The organism is Paenibacillus sp. P4_A7, assembly GCF_056402455.1.
This window is the reverse complement of sequence record NZ_JBFUHJ010000840.1, coordinates 1-947: the sequence shown is the minus strand read 5'-3', so window position 1 is coordinate 947 and position 947 is coordinate 1. Positions and strand designations below refer to the sequence as shown.

The window sequence follows — 947 nt, the reverse complement described above, 5'->3', positions numbered from 1 at the left end:
CCTGCATAGCATCCGTTATTTCTCGCATATCACTGCTTACTCCAGAAATAGCTAACAGTCCGCTATGCTTATTAAGCATGGAATTAACCTCATTCAGAGTCAATTCTTCCTTATTCATAACATATGGCACTATAGCAGGATCGAGATCACCGCTTCTCGTCCCCATCATCAAACCCTCTAATGGAGTCATACCCATACTTGTATCAAACGATTTACCATCCAATATTGCAGCACAACTAGCTCCATTGCCAATGTGACACGATATCATTTTAAGCGATTCTAATGGTTGGTTTAAATATGCAGCTGCTTGTCCGCTAACATAGGAATGGGATGTTCCGTGAAAGCCATAACGGCGAACTTTGTGACGACGGTACAATACAGTAGGTATCGCATACAAATACGATGTTTTAGGCATCGTTTGATGGAAAGCCGTGTCGAACACAACCACTTGAGGAACRTTCGGCAAAGCTGATTCTACTGCCATAATTCCCATCATATGAGCTGGATTATGTAGTGGGGCTAAATCAAATAGTCTGCGAATTTCCTGTTTTACGTCTTCTGTAACAATAACGGAACTGCTGAATGTCTCACCACCATGAACAATACGATGTCCAACGGCATCGATTTCATTCATTTCAGAGATCGCTCCATGCTCCGCATGAGTTAACATGTCAGTAACACGCTTTACTGCTGTAACATGATCCAATATTTCACTAACCGTGTGAACCTCCGGCTTAMCGACCTGCTTATAGGTGACTATTGAAGCATCCATACCTATTCGTTCTACACGTCCGCTTGCAAGCACAGATTCATCTCGCATATCATAAAATTGGTATTTTAACGATGAACTCCCAGAATTAATTACAAGTACTTTCATTCGATTCGATCCCCATCCTTGTCATATTTAAAGAAGCCGACACCTGATTTAACGCCAAGGTGCCCTGCAC

Annotated in this window: 1 protein-coding gene; it reads right to left on the bottom strand. The window is 42.1% G+C overall.

All coding sequences use genetic code 11. The features are described 5' to 3' along the window. Nucleotides 1–877: acetate/propionate family kinase (locus tag AC1DWN_RS34380; protein WP_477563289.1), on the bottom strand; the 877-nt coding region annotated here is incomplete at its 3' end. Between the last annotated feature and the right edge of the window lie 70 nt (nt 878–947).